We start from the raw sequence: 17187 nt of genomic DNA, 5'->3' as shown, positions 1-17187 counted from the left end.
TGACGGAGACTTCGCGGCGGGGCTGGGCCAGCATCGCGTGGACCGAGGGGGACAGGCCGAGGACCTCCACGGCCTGGGCCAGCTGCTCGTGCGCGTCATCCAGGACGCTGCGAGCGGGGGAGGGCGCGACGGGCGGAGCGCCCGTCGTGAGCAGGGCGGTCACGGTGGTTCCTTCGGTGCGGGCGGCGGAGCCGCGGGTGGGGAGGTGGAGGGAGGAGGGTCAGGGGAGCGGCCGCGGCGAGCACAGCGTGCCGTTCGTGCGGATGCCAGCGGCCCACACGTCGTTCACCAGCGGTACGCCGGGACGATAGGCCAGGTGCACGTGGCTCGGCGCGTCGAGGAGGACCAGGTCGGCACGGCCGCCCTCGACGATGGTGCCGACGTCGGTGCGGTCCAGCGCGGCCGCGCCGCCGGCAGTGGCAGCCCACACGGCCTCGGCCGGTGTCATGCCCATGTCCCTGACCGCGACCGCGATGCAGAACGGCAGCGAGCTGGTGAAGCACGAGCCCGGGTTGCAGTCCGACGCCAGCGCGACGCGTACGCCGGCGTCGAGCAAGCGCCGTCCCGACGGATAGGGCTGGCGCGTCGAGAACTCGACGCCGGGCAGCAGCGTGGCGATGGTGCCGCTCTCGCGCAGCGCGTGCACGTCGTCGTCGGAGAGATAGGTGCAGTGGTCCACGGCGACCAGGCCGAGCTCGGCGGCGAGCTGGACCCCGGGACCCTCACCGAGCTGGTTGGCGTGCAGCCGGCCGCGCAGCCCGACGGCTTCGCCGGCCTGCAGCACCTCGCGCGCCTGGTCGGCGTCGAACGCCCCGCGCTCGCAGAACGCGTCGATCCACTTCGCGTGCGGGGCCGCGGCCTCGAGCATCGGGCCGGTGACCAGCGCGACGTAGCCGACCGGGTCCTCGGCGTACTCGGGAGGTACGACGTGCGCACCGAGGAACGTCGTCTCGGAGGTGAACGCCTGCGCGAGGCGCAGCGAGCGGGCCTCGTCCTCGACGCTGAGCCCGTAGCCGGACTTGATCTCCAGCGTGGTGGTGCCCTGCGCGCGCATCTCTCGGACCAGCCGGCCGATCCGCGCCGAGAGCTCGTCGTCGGAGGCGGCGCGGGTCGCGGCGACCGTCGTGCGGATGCCGCCGGCGGAGTAGGACTCGCCGGCCATCCGGGCGCGGAACTCCTCGGCCCGGTCGCCGGCGAACACCAGGTGGCTGTGGCTGTCCACGAAGCCCGGGATGACCGCGCGCCCGCCCGCGTCGACCACCAGGTCGGCGGCCGGGGCGTCGGACGCAGCACCCACCCACGCGATCCGGTCCTCGTCGATCACGACGGCGGCGTCGCGCCGGACTCCCAGCAGGTCCTCGGCGCCAGGGTCATTGGTGACCAGCTCGCTGATGTTGGTGAGCAGCGTCGTGGTCATCGCCAGATCTCCTCGATGGTCTCGGCGAGCCGGCGGCCCACCTCCGCGTGGTCGCCGTCGAAGCGGACCACGCCGTCGACGACGACCTGCCGTACGTCGGCGGGGCCGGCCGCGAAGACCGCGGTGTGCTCGTCGCGTCCGGTGCCCGCGGTGCGGGCCGAGGCGACGTCGATTGTCACCAGGTCGGCGCGCTGCCCGACGGCGATAGAGCCGGCGTCGGCGTACCCGAGGCTCGCCTGGCCGTCGACCGTGCCCGCCGTGAGGAGCTCGGCAGCGCTCCAGTGGCCGCGCGCCTGCGACGCCAGCCGCTCGTCGAGCTCGACAGCGCGCATCTCCTCGAACGGGTCGATGACGGCGTGGCTGTCGGAGCCGATCGTGAGCCGTGCTCCGGCCTCGCGCAACGGCAGGCTCGCACCGATGCCGTCGCCCAGGTCGCGCTCGGTGGTCGGGCAGAACGACGCGAACGCCCGCGCGTCGCCGAGCAGCCGCACGTCCTCGTCGGTCAGGTGGGTCGCGTGGACCGCGCTCGTCATCGGGCCGAGCAGGCCGTGGTCGGCGAGCAGGCGGGTCGGGGTGACGCCGTACGCCGCCACGCAGTCCGCGTTCTCCTTGACCTGCTCGGACAGGTGCACGTGCAGGGGAGTCCCGGACTCGGCGTGGGGGACCAGCGCCTTGAGCTCGTCGGCGGGCACGGCTCGCACCGAGTGGGCGGCGACGCCGATGACGGCGTGTGGGAAGGAGCAGCCGTCGGCCAACGCGGCCACCCGGTCCTGCCAGGCGCCGCCCGAGCCGTCTGAGAAGCGCCGCTGCACGCCTTCGGGTGCCGCGCCGAAGCCGCTCGAGAGGTAGAGCGTGTCGAGCAGCGTGATCCGGATCCCGGCGTCGCGGGCCGCCGCGAGGAGCGCGTGGCCCATGGCGTTCGCTTCGTCGTACGGCGTGCCGTCGGGCTGGTGGTGCAGGTAGTGGAACTCGCCCACCGAGGTGAACCCGGCGGCCACCATCTCGGCGTACGTCGCCCGCGCGAGCTCGTAGTAGGAGTCCGGGTCGAGGCGCCCGGCCACGGCGTACATCTGGTCCCGCCAGGTCCAGAACGTGCCGCGGTCGGTCTGGGTGCGGCCGCGCAGGGCGCGGTGGAACGCGTGGCTGTGGGTGTTCGCCAGGCCGGGCAGGGTGAGGCCCGGCAGGCGTGTGCAGGAATCACCGGTCGACCGGTGATTCCCGCGCTTGTCGGCCGTTGCAACACCCGACAAGCGTGAGGAAACCTCCGCCACCTCGACCCGTGTGAACCGGCCGTCGACGACCTCGACCAGGACGTCGTCGTGGACCGCGCCCTCGACCCACGCGTGCTCGAGCAGGTAGGCGGTCATGCGGTCACCAGCCCGGTCAGCGACTCCGCCAGCGCGTCGACGCCCGCGAGGCAGTCGGCCATCTCGGCGGTCTCGTACGGCGAGTGCGAGACCCCCGACGGGTTGCGGACGAACAGCATCGCCGTCGGGATGCCGGCGTCCTGCAGGATGCCGGCGTCGTGGCCGGCCTGGGTCGGCAGGATCGGTACGCCGCCGAGGCGCGCGGCCAGCTCGTCACGCAGAGCTGCGTCGAACGCGACCTCGCCGCTCACGGACTCGGCCGTGACCGTGACGCTGGTGCCGTCGCGCCCCGCCCGCTCGGTGGCCTGCCGCTCGATCTCGCCGACCAGCGACGCGAGCGCCGCGTCGGACTCGGCGCGGGCGTCGAGCCAGGCGGTCACGTGGGACGGCACGGCGTTGGTGCCGTTGGGGCGCACGTCGAGCCGGCCGAAGGTGGCTCGCTGGCCCTGCAGCCGGGCCTGCTTGTTGGCGGCCAGCGCGGTCATCGCGAAGGTGAGCATCGGGTCGACGCGGTCCTCCATGCGGGTGGTGCCCGCGTGGTCGGCGCGACCGGCGATGTCGTAGCGGTAGCGGCCGTGCGGCCAGATCGCGCTGTGCACACCCACCGGGGCGTCGAGGTCGATCAGCCCACGGCCCTGCTCCACGTGGAGCTCGACGTAGGTGCCGACACCCTCCAGGAGGGTCGAGGTGCCGCCCTCGATGACGTCGCCGAGGCGGACGCCCTCGCGGTCGGTGAGCTCGGCCGCGTCGGCCCACTGCGTGGCACCGACGGCCAGCCGGGAGCCCAGGCAGGCCCGGCCGAAGCGGGAGCCCTCCTCCTCGACGAAGGCGGCGACACCGAGCCGGCGGGTCGGCGTGACACCGCGCGAGCGCATCAGGTCCAGCGCGGCGAAGGACGACACGACACCGAGCGGTCCGTCGTACGCACCGCCGTCGAGGACGCTGTCCAGGTGGGAGCCCGTGAGCACCTTGCGGGTCGCGGCGAATTCGCTCGCCGGCCCCCACCACGCGACCAGGTTGCCGAACGGGTCCTCCTCGATCTCGAGCCCGCGCGCGGTGGCCGCGTCGCGGAACCACGCACGGAGCTCGAGCTCGGCCGCGTGCCACGGCTGGCGGAAGTACCCGCCGGAGGACGCCGAGCGTCCGATGGGCACGAGGTCGCGCCACATCTGCTCGAAGTCGGCAACCTGGGTCACGGGATCAGCCCTCCTGCATCGGGATCCGGACGCCGCGCTCGGCGGCGACCTCGATCGCGCGGTCGTACCCGGCGTCGACATGGCGGATGACGCCCATGCCCGGGTCGTTGGTCAGCACGGCCTCGATCTTGGCGGCCGCGAGCTCGGTGCCGTCGGCGACACACACCTGGCCGGAGTGGATCGAGCGGCCCATGCCGACGCCGCCACCGTGGTGCAGCGACACCCAGGTGGCGCCGGAGGCGACCGCGGTCATCGCGTTGAGCAGCGGCCAGTCGGCGATCGCGTCGGAGCCGTCGAGCATGGCCTCGGTCTCGCGGTACGGCGACGCGACCGACCCGCAGTCGAGGTGGTCACGGCCGATGACGATCGGCGCCTTCAGCTCACCGTTCTTGACCATCTCGTTGAACTTCAGGCCGGCCAGGTGCCGCTCCTTGAAGCCCAGCCAGCAGATGCGCGCCGGCAGGCCCTGGTAGTGGACGCGCTCCTGCGCCATGCCGATCCACTTGTGCAGCCGCTCGTTGTCGGGGAACAGCTCGAGGATCGCCTTGTCGGTGGCGGCGATGTCGGCCGGGTCGCCGGACAGGGCGGCCCAGCGGAAGGGGCCCTTGCCCTCGCAGAACAGCGGACGGATGTACGCCGGCACGAAGCCAGGGAACTCGAACGCGCGGTCATAGCCGCCCTTGCGCGCCTCGTCACGGATCGAGTTGCCGTAGTCGAACACCTCGGCGCCGGCGTCCTGGAATTCCACCATCGCGCGGACGTGCGCGGCCATCGAGGCCTGGGCGTCCTTGGTGAAGCCGGCCGGGTCGCGCTCGGCGGCCTGGTGCCACTCCTCGAAGGGCACACCCACCGGGAGGTAGGACAGCGGGTCGTGCGCCGACGTCTGGTCGGTGACGATGTCGATCGGCGCCTTCATCTCCAGCAGCTGCGGGAAGATCTCGGCGGCGTTGCCGAGCAGGCCGATGCTCAGGCCCTTGCGCTCGTCGCGTGCCTTCACGGCGAGCTCGAGCGCGTGCTCCAGGGAGTCCGCCTGGACGTCGAGGTAGCGGTGCTCGATGCGGCGGGTGATCCGGCTCTGGTCGACGTCGACGCAGATCGCGACGCCGTCGTTCATGGTGACCGCGAGCGGCTGGGCGCCGCCCATGCCGCCGAGACCGGCGGTGAGCGTGATGGTGCCGGCGAGGGTGCCGTTGAAGCGCTTGTCGGCGACGGCCGCGAACGTCTCGAAGGTGCCCTGCAGGATGCCCTGGGTGCCGATGTAGATCCACGAGCCGGCCGTCATCTGGCCGTACATGGTCAGGCCGAGCTCCTCGAGCCGGCGGAACTCCTCCCAGTTGGCCCAGTCGCCGACCAGGTTGGAGTTGGCGATGAGGACGCGGGGCGCCCACTTGTTGGTCTTCCACACGCCGACCGGCTTGCCGCTCTGGACGAGCATGGTCTCGTCGTCCTCGAGGTCGCGCAGGGTGCGGACGAGGGCGTCGTACGCCTCCCAGCTGCGGGCGGCCTTGCCCGTGCCGCCGTACACGACGAGGTCCTCGGGACGCTCGGCGTTCTCGGGGTCGAGGTTGTTCATCAGCATCCGCAGCGGCGCCTCGGTCTGCCACGACTTCGCGGTCAGCTCGGTGCCGGTGGCGGCGTGGATGGGCAGGCGGGGGTTGCTGCTCGAGGTGGTGGTCATGCGAGTTCTCCGATCACGTTCGCGACGGCCGCGGTGACGCGGCGGCCGGCGACGAGCTGGTAGGCGGTGTCGATCTCCGGGGCGAGGAAGCGGTCGGTGCCGGGGGCGCCGACGCCGGCCTCGCGCAGCAGCGCCACGACGGCACCGGTGGCCGGGCTGGGGGTGAGGGGAGCCCGGAGGTCCAGGGCTCGGGCCGCGGTCATCACCTCGATGGCGAGGACGCGGGTCAGGCCGTCGACGGCGCGGCGCAGCTTGCGAGCGGACGACCAGCCCATCGAGACGTGGTCCTCCTGCATCGCGCTGCTCGGGATCGAGTCGACGCTGGCCGGGTTGGCGAGGCGCTTGAGCTCCGACACGATCGCGGCCTGGGTGTACTGCGCGATCATCAGGCCCGAGTCGACGCCCGGGTCGTCGGCGAGGAAGGGCGGCAGGCCGTGGTTACGGGCCTTGTCCAGGAAGCGGTCGGTACGACGCTCCGCGATCGACGCCAGGTCGGCCGTCACGATCGCGAGGAAGTCGAGCACGTAGGCCACGGGCGCGCCGTGGAAGTTGCCGTTGGACTCGACGCGACCCTCGTCGGCGAGCACGACCGGGTTGTCGACGGCGGAGGCGAGCTCACGCGAGGCGACCGTGGCCGCGTGGGCGACGGTGTCGCGCACGCCGCCGTGGACCTGCGGCGAGCAGCGCAGGGAGTAGGCGTCCTGGACCCGGTTGCAGTCGGGGCCGCGGTGCGAGGCGACGACGCCGGAGTCCTTGAGGATCGCGGTGAGGTTGGCCGCGGAGGCCGCCTGCCCGGGGTGCGGGCGGATGGCCTGCAGCTCGGGGGCGAAGACCCGGTCGGTGCCGAGCTGGCCCTCGACCGACATGGCCGCCGAGATGTCCGCGACCTGGAGCAGGTCGGTGAGGTCGTGGATCGCGAGGACGAGCATGCCCAGCATGCCGTCGGTGCCGTTGATGAGGGCGAGGCCCTCCTTCTCCTGCAGCTGGACCGGGGTGAGGCCGGCGGCCGCGAGAGCGGTGGCGGCGTCGGTCAGCTCGCCGTCGGCGGTCCGGACCGGGCCCTCGCCCATCAACGCGAGAGCGCAGTGGGCGAGCGGGGCGAGGTCGCCGGAGCAGCCGAGCGAGCCGTACTCGTGCACCACCGGCGTGATGCCGTGGGTGAGCAGCGCGGCCATCAGCTCCGCGGTCTCCCGGCGTACGCCGGTGTGGCCGGTGGCCAGGGTCGAGAGCCGCAGCAGCATGAGGGCGCGGACGACCTCGCGCTCGACCTCGGGGCCGGAGCCGGCCGCGTGCGAGCGGACCAGGGAGCGCTGCAGCTGGGCGCGCATCTCGGTGGGGATGTGCCGGGTGGCGAGGGCGCCGAACCCCGTGGAGACGCCGTACGCCGGCGTCGGGGACACCGCGAGGTCGTCGACGACCGCGCGTGCCTTGTCGATCGCGACGAGCGCCTCGTCGCTGAGGGTGACCGCGGCGCCGTGGCGGGCGACCGCGACGACGTCCTCCATCGAGACGGCTCCGGTGCCGACGACTACGTGTTCTGCCATGTCTCCATTGGAGCCCTCCGAGGGGGTCTTGCGCCACCACCGTCAAGACCCTTGCGTCTCGTATCTGAGACTGTTGGGCGTCTCGGATACGAGACGAGGGTTCTGCGGATGTGGGATCGTCGAGGCATGAGCCAAGTCCCGGCCGCCACCCGCGCGTTGCGGGTCCTGCGGTTCCTCTCCTCGCAGGCCGACCCGGTCCCGCTGGAGGCGATCATGCGTGCCTGCGAGCTGCCGCGGAGCACGACGTACCACCTGGTCAACGCGATGATCGACGAGGGATTCGTCGTCCACCTGGCCGACGAGCGCCGCTACGGGCTCGGGGTCAGCGCCTTCGAGGTCGGCAGCGGCTACGCGCGTCAGGCGCCGCTCCAGCGGATCGCCCGCCGCCCGCTCGCGCAGCTCGTCGACCGGATCGGGCAGAGCGCCCACCTGGCGGTCCTGCACGGCCGCGACGTCCTGTACGTCGTCGAGGAGCGCGCGCCCGGCCGGCCGCCGCTCGTGACCGACGTCGGCGTCCGGTTGCCCGCGCACCTCACCGCCAGCGGCCGCGCCATCCTGGCCGGCCTGTCCGCCAGCCAGGTCCGCGCGCTCTACCCCGACAAGGACGCCTTCGTCGATCGCACCGGCAGCGGCCCGCAGTCGCCCACCGCCCTGCGGGCCGTGCTCGCCGACACCCGCCGCCGCGGCTACGCCCTCGAGGACGGCGAGGTCACCTCCGGCCTGCGCAGCATCGCCGTCCCGGTCCTCGACCACAACGACCACCCGGTCGCCGGCATCGCCGTCACCTACCCCTCCGACGCCACCGACCCGTCCGCCGCCCTGATCGCCCAGGTCGCCCGCCAGCTCTCCCAGCGGCTCGGGGCGCGGGGTTAGGTGCCGCCTCCGGTGGTCGAGGAGGTTGCGCGGCATCCGCCACGAGACCGGCCGTCCTCCGGTCGCTGTGGGGCGGCCGCACCGTAGCCGACCGGTCCCCGCCGTCAAGGACGCCTTCGGCGCCGCTGCGCGGTCGCTTCGCGATCCTTGACTGCGGGTCCTGACCGGTCGGCTGGACGGCGCGGCAACGGCACGGGCTTCGCCCGCGCCGCCGCTTCGCGGCCGCCAGATGCTGTCGTCAGCGCTCGCAGGCGGTTCCGTCGCGGTCGCGGTCCAGGTTGCGGTAGTTCGCCCAGTAGACAGCGCGAGCACGCGGACCCGATGCCGGGCGGCCGTAGCCCTGGTTGACCTGCCGTTGGGCGGCTGCAGCCGACTTCGCGACGCCGTGCAGCCAGACGTGTGCAAGCTTCGTGCACGACGAGAAGTACGTCGCCGCGTCGGCCTGGCCGGCCACGGACACGAGCGAAATGGAGACGGTGGCCGCGGCGATGGCGGCAGTGATGCGTGGGGACATGGCGCGAACGCTAAGGAGCGTCGGCGGCGGGCGAGGGAGGACGAAGAGAATCGGGACTATGTCCCGGCCTACGTGCGGCGGTGGAAGCGGTAGTCGCCGGAGGTCAGCTTGGTCATCTCGTAGCGGGTGTCGTGGGCTCGGTGGTGGTGATGGGAGCAGAGGAGGACTCCGTCGGCGAGGTTGGTGTGGCCGCCTTCCGACCAGGGCTTCAGATGATGCGCTTCACACCAGGCTGCGGGGATCGAGCACCCCTCGGCCCGGCATCGCTTGTCGCGTAGCCGCATGGCTTTGCGGATCGGTGGGGTGTGGAACCGGCGGGACCGACCGACGTCGAGGGGTTCGGCCTTCCCGCCCAACACGACGGGGATGATCCTCGCGGTACAGGCGAGCCGACGGGCTTCACTGGCCGAGATGACGGTGGTGCCGAGCATCGCGGAGCCGACCTGGTTGACCAGGTTGTCGTAGTCGATGGTGACCATCACCGTGGTGGCGTCGCCGCCGTGGTCGGGCAGTCGTTTCGGGTCGAGGGTTTCGAGGAGTCGGCAGAACGCCTCACCACGCGACCTGGACTTGGTGACGCGGGGTGAGTCCTCGGCGTCGACGTAGGTCGTGAGCCGATCCGCGATCGAGTCCGGCACGAGTGCGGTGATCTTCGTGGTCCCGTCACCGCGGTGCTGCAGCTTGAGGGAGCACTTGTCGGCTGCGGCCTGCTCCTCACGTTCCAGCTGCTTGCCGAGCTCGGCTTCGGCGATGTGGGGGGCGACGACTTCGAGGATCTTGGTGCCGAGAACTTGGAGGTCTCGGGCGTCGTAGGTGGCCGCGTACTCGATGAGCTGCTTCTCAGCCCGGGCCTTGGTGAGCTCGTCAACGGTGTCCGACAGCTTGTCGACCGACCGGATGATGACCCGTGCCTGGGCGGTGTTGACCGACCCGGTCCGCATGGCTGCTGCGGTGAGGGGGTGGGCCTCGAGTGCTTCGGCCAATCGGAGGTCGCCGCGGGCGACCGGGGCCGTTACCCGTGTCGCGTGAGCCAGCCAGGTCCCGGCGTCGCGGGCGGCGTGTTCTTCGGCCACATCAGTGGCAGCGGCGAGCAGGCGGAGCTCGAGCTCGGCGGTCTCGGCCTTGACCCGCGCCAGGGTGAGGAGGGCTTCTTCCTTGTCGCGGGTGCGGAGGTAGTCGGCCGGCATCTCGGCGACCGACATCAGAGCCTTCTCGAGGGCTCGGGCGCAGCGGAGGATCGGGTGGCAGGGCACCTGTTCCGCGGTCATCGACACTCCCGAGATGAAGCTGGTCTACTACCGTCGATGATACCAGTGATCGAACAGATTATCGAGTGTTTCCACAAGAGTTTTCCCAGGTCAGAGCAGGTTTTGTGGCGGCCGCGAAGCGGCGACGCGGGCGAAGCCCGGGCCGACTCCGCGCCGTCATGCCCGTCGTCGGGGGACGACGGGCTAAGGTGCGGCCGCCCGCCACCGACCCCGAGGCGCGCTCCCAACCATCGGCATCACCGCTCGCTGCGGAGCACCGACCGGCCGAGCACGCCGAACCAGATCACGTTGATGGCGCCCATCGTGGCGACCGAGCCCCACCCGTTGCTGGCGTAGAACCTCGCCGCGTTCATCCCGAAGAAGAGCGACGGGATCATCGCAAGGTTGAGCGCGGCGAGGGCGATGCTGCCCCGGCGGACCCGCGCGGAGAACAGCCGGGAAGCGGTGGGCGCGGTGGCGAGCCCGAGGAGGAACACGGCCACGAGGACGCGGGCGATCGGCCCGTGCAGCAGCACCATCCCCGCGGCGAGGGGGCCGTCGACGGTGGGGTCGAGCGAGCCGTCGGGGTGCTGCAGCGACGTACCCACCTCCAGTGAGGTGGCGACCAGGGTGACGGTGACGTAGGCGCGGAGTGCCGTGGTGGCGAGCTCGCCCGCCAACCCGACATCACCGCCACCGGTGCGCAGCAGGCGGCCGAGTCCGACGGCGAAGACGAGGAAGGCCGTGAAGGTCGCGAGGGTGATCAGGTTGCGACTGAGCACGTTCGACTCGGGCGGCGGCCCCGAGTAGACGAAGTAGAGCGCGACCATCACCAGGGAGAGGGCGCCGCCGGCGACGGCGGCCCACCCGGTGACGAGGCGATCGGTGCGGGAGGTGCGGGAGGTGCGGGAGGTCAGGGCGGAGCGGGACGAGCCGGTGGCGGTAGGGGCGGTGCTGGTCATGGTCGTTCTCCTTGCGGTGGGGAGGGGCGGGTCAGCGGTCGATGGGCTGCGCGGTCCACCAGCGGTGCCAGTGGGCGGTCGCGGTGAGGGCGGCGACGAGCGCGGCCGCCGGGACCGTGGTCCAGAGGAACCAGGGAGTGTCGAGCGAGCCCGAGAACACCCCGATCAGCAGCCAGACGACGACCTGGACGAGCGTGAGCAGCAGACCGGCGTACGTGACGACCGAACGCGCGGTGAGGAGCCGGTGCCGGAGGCTCCCGCGGGGAGCACGGACGGGGCCGAGGAGCTCCTGGCCGAGGCTCTGGATCATGGACGGGGCGGGAGGAGGAGTCGATGTCTTCATGCACTCCAGCCTCGAGCCGCGCGGTCCGCCCCGCGTCCGGCGAACCGGTGAACCCGCACGACCTCCGTCGGACGCGGGGTCCGACGAAAGGTGGACTCGGTCCCACCGGGTTCCCGCCTAGAGTCGGGCGCGTGGATCTCGTGGCACCGGAACCGGCCCCTGCCCGGTGGCAGCAGGGCATCCGTTCGGCCGCGCTGGTGCTCGCGTCGTACGCCGGCGGGCTCGTCCTGCTGTACGCCGTCCTGGAGGCCGGCCCTCACGGCGGCTGGCGCTGGGCGGACATCGCCGTCGGCGCCGTCGCCTGCGGCGCCCTCCTGCTGAGCCGACGGGCACCCGTCGCCGTGGCGCTCGTGCTGGCGGCCGTGGCCGCTCTGGTCGCGTCGGCCGGTGTGGCCAACATGGTCGGGCTGTACTTCGTCGCGAGGTACCGCCCCCTCCCGACGGCGATCGCCGTCGCGGCCGCCGACGTCCTCGCCGGCTGGCTGTTCTGGCTGCTCTACCCGGGCAACCAGGGCCTCCCGCTGACCCTCACCGTCAACGTCGCGATCACGGCGGCCGTCACCGCGTGGGGCGCGCTCATCCAGTCCCAGCGCGCGCTCGTCGAGGTCTACCGGGAGCGCGCCGAGCGGGCGGAGGCCGAGAAGGTCCTGCGCGAGGAGCACATCCGCTCCACCGAGCGCACCCGGATCGCCCGGGAGATGCACGACGTCGTCGCCCACCGGATCTCGTTGGTCGCCCTGCACGCGGGCGGCCTGGAGGTCGCACCGGGTCAGGATGCGGACGAGGTGCGCGCCGCCGCGGCGCTCATCCGGTCGTCCGCCGTGGACGCGCTCGACGAGCTGCGCGTCGCGATCGGCATCCTCCGCGAGGACGAGCCCCGCTCCCTCGAGCAGCCCGGCTTCGACCGCCTGGAGGACCTGGTGCGCGACGCGCGGTCCGCGGGCCAGGACGTCGTCCTCGACCTCGGCATCGGTACGCCGGGCCCGCCGGGCCTCGGTCGCGACGTGTACCGGATCGTCCAGGAGGGCCTCACCAACGCGCGCAAGCACGCGCCCGGGGCGCCGGTGCGGGTCACGGTCCGGCGCGACGCCGACGAGGCGAGGGTCGTGGTCGTGAACGGGTGCGGCGGGCGCAGCCTCGGCGTACCGGGCACCGGCACCGGGCTTATCGGGTTGGCCGAGCGGGCGAGCCTGGCGGGCGGCAGCCTGCGTCACGGCCCCGACGGCGCCGGGAGCTACACCCTGGAGGCGAGGCTCCCGTGGCGGTGAGGGTCCTCGTCGTCGACGACGACGCGCTGGTACGCCGCGGCCTGCAGCTCGTGCTCTCGAGCGACCCCGAGCTGGAGCTGGTCGGAGAGGCGGCCGACGGAGCCGAGGCGCTGACCGCGGCGCGCGAGCTGCGTCCCGACGTCGTGCTGATGGACCTGCAGATGCCGGTCCTCGACGGCGTCGAGGCGACCCGCCGGCTGCAGCGGCTCGACCCGGTGCCGATGGTGCTGGTCCTGACCACCTTCCACCTGGACTCCTACGTCCTGGACGCCCTCGAGGCCGGCGCCCGCGGCTACCTGCTCAAGGACACCGCCCCGCGGGAGCTCACCCGTGCGATCCACCTCGTCGCCGGCGGTGAGTCGATCTTCTCGGCCTCCGTCACCGAGAACCTGGTCCGCCGGCTCAGCGATGGTGCCGCCGATGCGCGGGCCAACGAGGCGCGCCGGCGGCTGGTCACCCTCACCGAGCGGGAGCGCGCCGTCGCGGATGCCGTGGCCGACGGGCTGTCCAACGCGAGCATCGGCGAGGCGCTGTTCCTGGGGGAGGCCACGGTGAAGACGCACGTGTCGAGGATCCTCGCCAAGACCGGCGCGGAGAACCGGGTCCAGGTCGCCCTGCTCGTCTACCAGGCGCGCGGCTCGGCCTGAGTGCTCAGGCCCCGAGCCAGCACCGCGCGGCGGTCACCAACGCCCGCACGCCGGTCGACAGCGTCGGCTGGATGACCGGGGCGAACAGCGGGGAGTGGTTGGACGGGATGGAGTCGATGTCGCCACTCGCCAGGGCGGGCAGCACGACCTCCGGGTCGCCGCCTCCCAGCAGCCAGTAGCAGCAGGGCGCGCCCAGGCCGTCGGCGAGCCGGCCCACGTCCTCGCTGCCGGTGACGGCGCCGAAGTCGATGACGGCCGACTCGCCGAGGACCTCGGTGAGGGCGGCGCGGGTGCGCTCGGTCGTGTCGGGGTCGTTGACGAGGACGGGCAGCGACTCGACGTACTCGATCGTCGGCTCCCGGGTCATGCCGGCCGCCACCGCCTCGGCGCGGATGATGCGCTCGACCGCTGCGAGGACGCGCACGCGCACCGCCGGCTCGGCGGTGCGCACCGTGAGCTTGAGCGTGGCCGTGTCCGGGATGATGTTGTGCTTCGTGCCGGCCTGGATCGCGCCGACGGTGACGACCACGCGGTCGGCCGCGGCGACCTCGCGCGCCACCACGGTCTGCAACCTGACCACCAGCGCGGCGGCGGCCACCACCGGGTCGACGGTCGCCTCCGGGCGCGAGCCGTGCCCGCCCGCGCCGTACAGGGTCACCGTGATGTTGTCGGCGCCGGCCATCGCGGGGCCGGCGTGCACCGAGAGCATCCCGGCGGGCAGTGGCGCGACGTGCTGGCCGAGCACCACCGAGGGCCGCGGGAAGCGGTCGGCCAGCCCGTCGGCCACCATCGCCGCGGCTCCGGCGCCGTTCTCCTCCGATGGCTGGAAGTACCCGACGACCGTGCCCGACCAGGTGTCCCGCGAGGCGACCAGCTCCTCGAACGCCCCGAGCAGGCAGGTGACGTGGACGTCGTGACCGCAGGCGTGCATCACCGGGACCTCGACGCCGTCGGGGTCCACCGTCCGCACCGTGCTCGCGTAGGGCAGCCCGGTCTTCTCCTCGACGGGCAGGGCGTCCATGTCCGCCCGCAGCCCGACCACCGGCCCCTCGCCGTTGCGCAGCACGCCGACCACGCCGGTCAGGCCGACGCCGGTGGTGACGTCGACACCCAAGGCGTCCAGCTGGGCGGCGACGATCCCGGCGGTCCGCGTCTCGGCGAAGGAGAGCTCCGGGTGGGCGTGCAGGTCCTGGTACAGCTCGCTGAGGTTCACGCGACGACTATCCACCCTCGGCGATGCGCTCCACGAGGGCACGGGTACGCCGGGGCATCCGCTGCGACAGCGAGATGGCGGTGCTCGAGCGGGTGATGCCGGGGATGTCCAGGATCTCGTTGGTCACCCGGTAGAGGTCGTCGGCGTCGCGCGCGGCGATCATCACGAGCAGGTCGGCGTCGCCGGTCGTGGCGTGCACCTCGACCACCTCGGGGATCTGCTCGAGGCCCGCAGTGGCGCGGTCGCCGTGGTCCTGCGCGATCTCCAGCGACATGAAGGCCAGCAGCGGGTGACCGAGGACCGACAGCGACAGCCGCTGGCTGAAGCCGAGGAACAGCCCGGCCGCCTCCATCCGCTTCAACCGCGCGTTCACCGTGTTCCGCGAGACGCCGAGTCGGTGCGCCACCGTGAGCAGTGCCGTGTCGGGGTCGTCGTCGAGGGCGAGGACGATCTTCGCGTCCAGGGCGTCGAGGTCGATCATGCTTGTCATTCTTGCGCATGGTCACGCACGACGACCGCAGAAATGACAAGCACGTCTGCGATTGCTTGCAACAGTTGCACAACCGAGCAACGGTGGAGGCGTGACCGCGACCACCGATCTCCACGCCCCGGCCGCCCGCGCGGCGGTCCGCGCGCTGCCGGCGTACGTCGCCGGGCGCCGCGCCACCGGCCCCCAGGTCGCCCCACTGGCCTCCAACGAGAACCCCTTCGACCCGATCCCGAGCGTGCGCGCCGCCGTCGCGGTGGCGGCGCTGCGCCTCAACCGCTACCCGGACCCGTCCGCCCTCGCGCTCCGCGAGCGGATCGCCGCCCACGTCGGGGTCACGGTCGACGAGGTCGCCGTCGGCCCGGGCAGCAGCGCGGTCCTGCAGCAGGTGCTCACCGCGTACTGCGAGCCGGGCGACGAAGTCGTGCACGCCTGGCGCTCCTTCGAGGCCTACCCGCTGCTGAGCCGGCTGGCCGGTGCGGTGCCCGTCGGCGTACCCCTCGACGCGGAGCAGGAGCACGACCTGGACGCGATGGCGGCCGCGGTCACCGACCGCACCCGCGTCGTCCTGCTGTGCACGCCGAACAACCCCACCGGAGCCACCCTGCGCAACGAGGACGTCGAACACTTCCTCGCGCGGGTCCCCGCCCACGTCCTGGTCGTGCTCGACGAGGCGTACGTCGAGTACGACGACTCCGGCTTCGACGGTCCCGCCCTCTACCGCCGTCATCCCAACGTCTGCCTGGTCCGCACCTTCTCCAAGGCGCACGGGCTGGCGGCGCTGCGGGTCGGCTACGCCGTCGCCCACCCGGAGACCGCCGAGGCGCTGCGTCGCACGATGCTGACCTTCGCGGTCACCGACCTCGCCCAGGCGGCCGCGATCGCGTCGCTGGACGCCGCCGAGGAGGTCCAGCACCGGGTCGACACCGTCGTCGGCGAGCGGCGCCGCGTGCTCACCGCGCTCGCCGAGCAGGGCTGGCGGCTCACGCCGTCCGGCGGAAACTTCTTCTGGCTCCCGTGCGACGTCGCCCGAGGCGACCAGCTGGTGGCCACCTTCGACGCCGCCGACGTGCTCGTCCGGCACTACCCGGGCGACGGCGTCCGGGTGACCGTCGCCGACGCGCCGGCCAACGACCGCGTGCTCACCGTCCTCTCCACCCTCACCCCCCACGGAACCCCCCACGGAACGGAGTCCTGATGACCATCGACCAGACCCTCACCGACGAGGAGCGCCTCGCCGAGCTGGACCTGGACACCCTCAAGCAGCTCGTCGGCCTGGTGGAGTACGACGCCGACAACGACCCGTTCCCCGTGACCGGCTGGGACGCGCTCGTGTTCTGCGTCGGCAACGCGACCCAGAGCGCCCACTACTTCCAGTCGGCGTGGGGCATGGAGCTGATCGCCTACTCCGGCCCCGAGACCGGCAACCGCGACCACAAGTCGTTCGTGCTCAAGAGCGGTTCGATCCGGTTCGTGCTCAACGGCGCGGTCGACCCCGACAGCCCGCTCGCCGACCACCACCGCCGCCACGGCGACGGGGTCACCGACATCGCGCTCGAGGTCCCCGACGTCGACAAGTGCATCGACCAGGCCCGCCGCGCCGGCGCCACGATCCTCGAGGAGCCGCACGACGTCTCCGACGAGCACGGCACCGTGCGGGTCGCCGCGATCGCGACGTACGGCGAGACCCGGCACACCCTCGTCGACCGCAGCCGGTACACCGGCGTCTACCTGCCCGGCTACGAGGCCCGTACCGCGACGTACGTCAAGCGTGAGGGGGAGCCGAAGCGCCTCTTCCAGGCCCTCGACCACGTCGTGGGCAACGTCGAGCTCGGCCACATGGACGAGTGGGTCGAGTTCTACAACCGGGTCATGGGCTTCACCAACATGGCCGAGTTCATCGGCGACGACATCGCCACGGACTACTCCGCGCTGATGTCGAAGGTCGTCGCGAACGGCAACCACCGGGTGAAGTTCCCGCTCAACGAGCCGGCGATCGCGAAGAAGAAGAGCCAGATCGACGAGTACCTGGAGTTCTACCGCGGCCCGGGTGCCCAGCACCTCGCGCTCGCGACCGGCGACATCCTCGCCACCGTCGACGCCCTGCGCGCCAACGGCGTCGAGTTCCTCAACACGCCGGACTCCTACTACGAGGACCCCGAGCTGCGCGCCCGGATCGGCGAGGTGCGGGTCCCGATCGAGGAGCTGCAGAAGCGGGGCATCCTCGTCGACCGCGACGAGGACGGCTACCTGCTGCAGATCTTCACCAAGCCGATCGGCGATCGGCCCACCGTGTTCTTCGAGCTCATCGAGCGGCACGGGTCCCTCGGCTTCGGCAAGGGAAACTTCAAGGCTCTCTTCGAAGCCATCGAGCGCGAGCAGGAGAAGCGTGGCAACCTCTGACGAGGGGGCTGACCAGGGCTGATCAGGG

The 17187-nt window shown here is 72.4% G+C and carries 16 protein-coding genes; 5 read left to right on the top strand and 11 right to left on the bottom strand.

Annotation, left to right across the window (positions count from 1 at the left end; all coding sequences use genetic code 11):
• Nucleotides 1-220 precede the first annotated feature (220 nt).
• Genes hutI through hutH form a run of 5 tightly spaced genes read right to left on the bottom strand, consistent with a single transcriptional unit; the run spans nucleotide 221 to nucleotide 7202 of the window.
• A complete protein-coding gene (gene hutI / locus ACYVAQ_RS12020) occupies nucleotides 221-1417 on the bottom strand; it encodes an imidazolonepropionase (protein ID WP_460789739.1) in 1197 nt (398 codons plus the stop codon).
• Complete coding sequence (locus ACYVAQ_RS12015; protein ID WP_460789737.1) at nucleotides 1414-2784, bottom strand: formimidoylglutamate deiminase; 1371 nt, start codon at nucleotides 2782-2784, stop codon at nucleotides 1414-1416. Before ACYVAQ_RS12015 ends, hutI begins: the two co-directional genes overlap by 4 nt.
• Nucleotides 2781-3980 (bottom strand): allantoate amidohydrolase, encoded by a 1200-nt coding sequence (locus tag ACYVAQ_RS12010; RefSeq protein ID WP_460789735.1) that lies wholly within the window; start codon nucleotides 3978-3980, stop codon nucleotides 2781-2783. Before ACYVAQ_RS12010 ends, ACYVAQ_RS12015 begins: the two co-directional genes overlap by 4 nt.
• Before the next feature lie 4 nt (nucleotides 3981-3984).
• Nucleotides 3985-5658 carry a urocanate hydratase gene (gene hutU, locus ACYVAQ_RS12005; protein WP_460789733.1) on the bottom strand — a complete coding sequence of 558 codons (1674 nt, stop codon included), beginning with the start codon at nucleotides 5656-5658 and terminating at the stop codon, nucleotides 3985-3987.
• On the bottom strand, nucleotides 5655-7202 hold the full coding sequence (gene hutH, locus ACYVAQ_RS12000) for a histidine ammonia-lyase (protein WP_460789731.1): 1548 nt from the start codon (nucleotides 7200-7202) through the stop codon (nucleotides 5655-5657). The genes hutU and hutH overlap by 4 nt, the downstream gene beginning before the upstream one ends.
• Before the next feature lie 126 nt (nucleotides 7203-7328).
• Here hutH and ACYVAQ_RS11995 point away from each other — a divergent pair, with 126 nt between their 5' ends.
• Nucleotides 7329-8075 (top strand): IclR family transcriptional regulator, encoded by a 747-nt coding sequence (locus ACYVAQ_RS11995; protein ID WP_460789728.1) that lies wholly within the window; start codon nucleotides 7329-7331, stop codon nucleotides 8073-8075.
• A gap of 238 nt (nucleotides 8076-8313) precedes the next feature.
• Here ACYVAQ_RS11995 and ACYVAQ_RS11990 read toward each other — a convergent pair whose 3' ends face one another.
• The 4 genes from ACYVAQ_RS11990 to ACYVAQ_RS11975 form a co-directional block, all read right to left on the bottom strand.
• Nucleotides 8314-8589: a hypothetical protein gene (locus tag ACYVAQ_RS11990; protein ID WP_460789727.1), complete on the bottom strand. Its 276-nt coding sequence runs from the start codon at nucleotides 8587-8589 to the stop codon at nucleotides 8314-8316.
• 68 nt (nucleotides 8590-8657) lie between these two features.
• Nucleotides 8658-9857 (bottom strand): HNH endonuclease signature motif containing protein, encoded by a 1200-nt coding sequence (locus ACYVAQ_RS11985; protein ID WP_460789725.1) that lies wholly within the window; start codon nucleotides 9855-9857, stop codon nucleotides 8658-8660.
• Nucleotides 9858-10093: 236 nt separating this feature from the next.
• Nucleotides 10094-10798 (bottom strand): hypothetical protein, encoded by a 705-nt coding sequence (locus ACYVAQ_RS11980; RefSeq protein WP_460789723.1) that lies wholly within the window; start codon nucleotides 10796-10798, stop codon nucleotides 10094-10096.
• A gap of 31 nt (nucleotides 10799-10829) precedes the next feature.
• Nucleotides 10830-11141, bottom strand: a complete 312-nt coding sequence (locus tag ACYVAQ_RS11975; protein WP_460789721.1) for a hypothetical protein — start codon at nucleotides 11139-11141, stop codon at nucleotides 10830-10832.
• Nucleotides 11142-11272: 131 nt separating this feature from the next.
• On the opposite strand from ACYVAQ_RS11975, the gene ACYVAQ_RS11970 reads away from it, so the two are divergent.
• Together ACYVAQ_RS11970 and ACYVAQ_RS11965 are read left to right on the top strand one after the other, a co-directional pair.
• Nucleotides 11273-12409: a sensor histidine kinase gene (locus ACYVAQ_RS11970; protein ID WP_460789720.1), complete on the top strand. Its 1137-nt coding sequence runs from the start codon at nucleotides 11273-11275 to the stop codon at nucleotides 12407-12409.
• Nucleotides 12400-13056 (top strand): response regulator, encoded by a 657-nt coding sequence (locus ACYVAQ_RS11965; protein WP_460789718.1) that lies wholly within the window; start codon nucleotides 12400-12402, stop codon nucleotides 13054-13056. The genes ACYVAQ_RS11970 and ACYVAQ_RS11965 overlap by 10 nt, the downstream gene beginning before the upstream one ends.
• 4 nt (nucleotides 13057-13060) lie before the next feature.
• Here the strand turns inward: ACYVAQ_RS11965 and ACYVAQ_RS11960 are convergent, their stop codons facing one another.
• Both ACYVAQ_RS11960 and ACYVAQ_RS11955 read right to left on the bottom strand, forming a co-directional pair.
• Nucleotides 13061-14269, bottom strand: a complete 1209-nt coding sequence (locus tag ACYVAQ_RS11960) for an amidohydrolase (protein ID WP_460789716.1) — start codon at nucleotides 14267-14269, stop codon at nucleotides 13061-13063.
• Between the two features lie 7 nt (nucleotides 14270-14276).
• Nucleotides 14277-14750 carry an Lrp/AsnC family transcriptional regulator gene (locus ACYVAQ_RS11955; RefSeq protein ID WP_460789714.1) on the bottom strand — a complete coding sequence of 158 codons (474 nt, stop codon included), beginning with the start codon at nucleotides 14748-14750 and terminating at the stop codon, nucleotides 14277-14279.
• 100 nt (nucleotides 14751-14850) lie between these two features.
• Between ACYVAQ_RS11955 and hisC the strand changes: the two genes are divergently transcribed.
• Nucleotides 14851-15954: a histidinol-phosphate transaminase gene (gene hisC / locus ACYVAQ_RS11950; RefSeq protein WP_460789712.1), complete on the top strand. Its 1104-nt coding sequence runs from the start codon at nucleotides 14851-14853 to the stop codon at nucleotides 15952-15954.
• A complete protein-coding gene (hppD, locus tag ACYVAQ_RS11945; RefSeq protein WP_460789710.1) occupies nucleotides 15954-17159 on the top strand; it encodes a 4-hydroxyphenylpyruvate dioxygenase in 1206 nt (401 codons plus the stop codon). Before hisC ends, hppD begins: the two co-directional genes overlap by 1 nt.
• The last annotated feature ends 28 nt before the right edge of the window (nucleotides 17160-17187 follow it).

It is taken from the genome of Nocardioides maradonensis (genome assembly GCF_054777115.1).
The sequence above is the reverse complement of the archived record's forward strand: the minus strand, read 5'-3'. Positions and strand labels throughout refer to the sequence as shown.

Coding starts and splice junctions, on each gene's coding strand:
- hppD (WP_460789710.1), top strand. CDS start 15,954: ATGACCATCGACCAGACCCTCACCGACGAGGAGCGCCTCGCCGAGCTG.
- hutU (WP_460789733.1), bottom strand. CDS start 5,658: ATGACCACCACCTCGAGCAGCAACCCCCGCCTGCCCATCCACGCCGCC.
- ACYVAQ_RS11985 (WP_460789725.1), bottom strand. CDS start 9,857: ATGACCGCGGAACAGGTGCCCTGCCACCCGATCCTCCGCTGCGCCCGA.
- ACYVAQ_RS11955 (WP_460789714.1), bottom strand. CDS start 14,750: ATGATCGACCTCGACGCCCTGGACGCGAAGATCGTCCTCGCCCTCGAC.
- ACYVAQ_RS11975 (WP_460789721.1), bottom strand. CDS start 11,141: ATGAAGACATCGACTCCTCCTCCCGCCCCGTCCATGATCCAGAGCCTC.
- ACYVAQ_RS11990 (WP_460789727.1), bottom strand. CDS start 8,589: ATGTCCCCACGCATCACTGCCGCCATCGCCGCGGCCACCGTCTCCATT.
- hutI (WP_460789739.1), bottom strand. CDS start 1,417: ATGACCACGACGCTGCTCACCAACATCAGCGAGCTGGTCACCAATGAC.
- hutH (WP_460789731.1), bottom strand. CDS start 7,202: ATGGCAGAACACGTAGTCGTCGGCACCGGAGCCGTCTCGATGGAGGAC.
- ACYVAQ_RS11995 (WP_460789728.1), top strand. CDS start 7,329: ATGAGCCAAGTCCCGGCCGCCACCCGCGCGTTGCGGGTCCTGCGGTTC.
- ACYVAQ_RS11980 (WP_460789723.1), bottom strand. CDS start 10,798: ATGACCAGCACCGCCCCTACCGCCACCGGCTCGTCCCGCTCCGCCCTG.
- ACYVAQ_RS12015 (WP_460789737.1), bottom strand. CDS start 2,784: ATGACCGCCTACCTGCTCGAGCACGCGTGGGTCGAGGGCGCGGTCCAC.